5 protein-coding genes are annotated in these 3,542 nt (G+C 28.4%); all 5 read left to right on the forward strand.

Annotated elements, in window-relative coordinates; translation table 11 throughout:
- Positions 1-658 (forward strand): hypothetical protein (locus AC4AGG_RS15735; RefSeq protein ID WP_489772971.1); only part of this gene is annotated, 658 nt, incomplete at its 5' end.
- Positions 659-758: 100 nt separating this feature from the next.
- Entirely contained in the window at positions 759-1,037 is a 279-nt protein-coding gene (locus AC4AGG_RS15740) for a helix-turn-helix domain-containing protein (RefSeq protein WP_489772972.1), read from the forward strand.
- A 1-nt stretch (position 1,038) separates the two neighbouring features.
- On the forward strand, positions 1,039-2,058 hold the full coding sequence (locus AC4AGG_RS15745; protein ID WP_489772973.1) for a hypothetical protein: 1,020 nt from the start codon (positions 1,039-1,041) through the stop codon (positions 2,056-2,058).
- Positions 2,059-2,395: 337 nt separating this feature from the next.
- Positions 2,396-3,262, forward strand: a complete 867-nt coding sequence (locus AC4AGG_RS15750) for a DUF8464 domain-containing protein (protein WP_489772974.1) — start codon at positions 2,396-2,398, stop codon at positions 3,260-3,262.
- A gap of 18 nt (positions 3,263-3,280) precedes the next feature.
- Positions 3,281-3,542 (forward strand): hypothetical protein (locus tag AC4AGG_RS15755; protein WP_489772975.1); only part of this gene is annotated, 262 nt, incomplete at its 3' end.

Raw genomic sequence — 3,542 nt, forward strand, 5'->3', positions numbered from 1 at the left:
TTTAAAAATTAAGAAAAATTCACAAGAAAATCTTTTCTATCAATATTTTGAAAAATATGAAAGTTCAGCTAATTTATCAATAGATAGGAAATACGAAATAACAAACAAAGATTTTTTGAATAGTTTAAACGGTGTTCATGAAGTCTTGAAAGTAAATTACAAAAGAAGATATTTAAAAGATTTCAAAGAATTTTTGATTATTTTAAGTAGTAATTGTGAATCAGCAGCCAATACAATGGGAGACAATAAAATTGGAGATAATGAACTTGAAAGGAGTCTAAATCATTCAAAAGTCTTAAAATCACTTTCTATAAACAATGAGCTTTTAGAAAAGATTGATTTTACATTATTAAAAAATAGTAACGTTATCTACAAAGAAAAATCAGAAGGATTAGAATTTAATTTCTCAAGAGGTAGAGCAGATGTTATTATTTTATTATCATATTTACATAAAAAAGATATAGTGAGGTTTAGCTATGGGGAGAAATATCAAGACGAAATATTAGAAATACTTCAAGAGATTAATTTCAAAACAATCACTAAAGGAAGAATAAGCTTGCTTTTTAAAGGAGTTTCTGAAGGTAATTTTGAAAATTTTTCAAAAGATGACTTAGGAAGCCTATGCAAAATCGAAAATTTTATATCTCATTATTTTTGATACTGCGTATAATTTAATTATTTCACCATTTTATTAACTATTTCACTGGATTTTACTGTAATCCAGATGTAATGTTGCCATAGAATTCAAACGAAAATCTATGGAAACAGTCAACCCCTTTCAAATCATTCTTGATGAAATAAACGAAGTCAAACAACTTCTTTATTCTATTCAGAAAGAACCTGAGCTTGAACTCAAGAAAAAATTCTACTCTTTCAAGGAAGCATCTGACATTCTGAAGTTGGACTACCAAACTGTGCGTTCACACGTGCTTAAGGGAAACATCAAAGCCGAAAAAATCGGAAGATTTTATCGTATTAATCATTTGGATTTAATGTCTGCTTTGCAAGGTGTTAAATCTTTGAAATACAAAAGATAAAATGGATAATGATTTCTTATTTCAGCCTGTAAAGAGAGAGAAAATAATTATCTCCAAAGACCTTCGTGAAGCTCTTTGTACTCATGATACTACAATTATTCAGCAAAGGATCTTTATGGTTATTCTTTCTGCCTTAAAAGAACAGCAATCCAAATTTCTTCCTTCTAAATCCAAGGCTTTAAGTGAATTCACAAGCCAAATTTCTTTCAATGATTATTACGATGGTGTTGCAACTGGTGGATACATTCGTTTTGAAATTCCAATGAAGGAAATTAATTCGAGAAGTTCTAAAGAGGATACTAGTATGCCAAAAATGAGAAATGAAACTATTCATCAGGCGCTGATTGAACTAGCAACAATTAAGTCATTTCAGCTCAAGGATGATTCTATTCGTGGTTATAAAGCTGTTTTTTTTATTCTCAATCCTAAATGGAATAGCCAATATGTGTATTTTGATATGGACATTGCTATTGCCAAAATTCTATTTAATCTTAAACCCAATTATTTTCAGGTTAAAAGTAACTTACCATATTTAGCTTCTACACCAAATACATTAAGATTCCTTCTTTTTTTACTATTTTATCAAAAACCAAAATTTGTTGAGCTTTCTTTTGAAATACTTCTTAAAAAATTAAATATACCCATAAGAAAATATAAATTTCCTTCAATATTTGAACGTGATTTTTTAATTCCAGTAAAAGCAGATTTAGATTCGCTTAACGACATAAGTTTTAATTATTCGCAAGAAAAAGGAAATTTCTCAATTGTTATGTACTATACTAAGAAATCAGTTGGAAAAAATGAACAATTTATTTCTAATGATGAGCTAAAAATTCACAGGGCTTTGAAATACCTAAGAAAAACTAGAAATCTTAGTGACCAAAATATAAGAATAATTAAAAAGCTATATGAAGTTCGAGGATATCAAGAGTTAGCAAAAAAAATCAAGCGAAAAATTGACAAAAAACTGAAAGGGGATGACTTCGTTAAGGCAATTTTTGAACATTTACAAAAGCCGTGATATTATCTCAATTATAGAAGATTTTATCTCAAGAGAATTAGATATTATTTCAAATTTTTCACATAATATCTCAAGACAAATGGATAATATCTCAAATATTATTGATTTTATCTCAATTTTATTAAAAATAGTGTAGTGTAAAAGATTCATAATCAAAGGTTTAATTTAATTATTATTCCCCCTTCTTAATTATATTAATATTTATAATGTTTTTAATTTTTATAAGAAAAGTAATAATTGTGGATAAAATAGCAGGTTTTAAGTTATTGACAAACAATTGTTTATAAATAATAAATTTTCCACAAAAAATGGATATTATCTCAAATTCCAAATGGCTATGAAAAGAAAAAAAAATTGTCTCGAGGCGAAAAAATTGATTCCCATTCATTTTTTGATGAGAAGTTTCGGGTTGCGACCTGCGAAATCTTTTCAGCATGGACAATTATACCATGCTTTTTATCGGGAAGATCGAAATCCAAGCTTGATTGTATTTTTCAATTCAGAATTTGCAGTGGATTTAGGCAGAATTAATGCCAAATATGATGTGGTTAGTTTAACCGAATTGTTTTTGAATTGCTCGACTCAAGAAGCGTTGGAATATCTTTTCTCATTGGACATTTCGAAAATTGAAAATGTTGAAATAAAATATGAAACTAATGTCAAAATTTTCAAAGTTAAACCCCTTTATAGCTATCCACTAAAGAACTATTTACTATCAAGAGGAATCACTGAAGAATTCTGGAAACATGTTTGTGAAGTCCACTATAAAGTCCCAAATGTTGATTCGATTTATTACTCTATTGGGTTTAAATCTAATACTGAAAATTTCTATGAACTGCGATCTTCTGTTTTCAAAGGTTGCTCTGGAAAAGATATTACAACGATTAGAAATGGTTATTCGAAAATCATCTTAACAGAAGGTTTTTTTGATTATCTGAGTTTTTTGATTCTTTATCCAAATGTGAAGTCAAATTTTTTAATAATGAACTCAACCATAATGGTTGATAGAGCTTTGAAATACCTTAAAGAAAACTCATACACTAAAATTATTCTCCTACTTGATTGCGATAAATCGGGTGATGATACCGCCGCAAAAATTCTTTCAGAATTTCCTAATGCAATTGATCGAAGAGATATTGTGGGAAATCAGTGCAAAGACCTAAATGAATATCTCATTTTGTTAAATATTCAAAACGAAAAATAATTAAATAAATACAACACAATGGAAAACTACCGCAACCAAAATCCACAACCCAAACGCAAAAGAAAAACAAAAGATGAGCGTTTAGCTGAAATTCAAGAAAAGAAAAGGAAGCTATTAGCTGAAGAAGCTAAACTAAAACAATCAACCATTAATGAACGTCGTAAAAAAAGACTGAATACCTTCTACACTTTTGGTGGAACATTGTTTACTGAAAACTGGGAAACTTTGCGCAAAATTTTAATTGATGAAAAGAATTGGTCAAAAATCACCGTGTATATTA

The sequence above is a fragment of the Chryseobacterium sp. CG10_8 genome (assembly GCF_058117085.1).

Bases quoted from the DNA above. Each gene is read 5' to 3' on its own strand.
- AC4AGG_RS15740 (WP_489772972.1), top strand. From the start codon at position 759: ATGGAAACAGTCAACCCCTTTCAAATCATTCTTGATGAAATAAACGAA.
- AC4AGG_RS15745 (WP_489772973.1), top strand. From the start codon at position 1,039: ATGGATAATGATTTCTTATTTCAGCCTGTAAAGAGAGAGAAAATAATT.
- AC4AGG_RS15750 (WP_489772974.1), top strand. From the start codon at position 2,396: ATGAAAAGAAAAAAAAATTGTCTCGAGGCGAAAAAATTGATTCCCATT.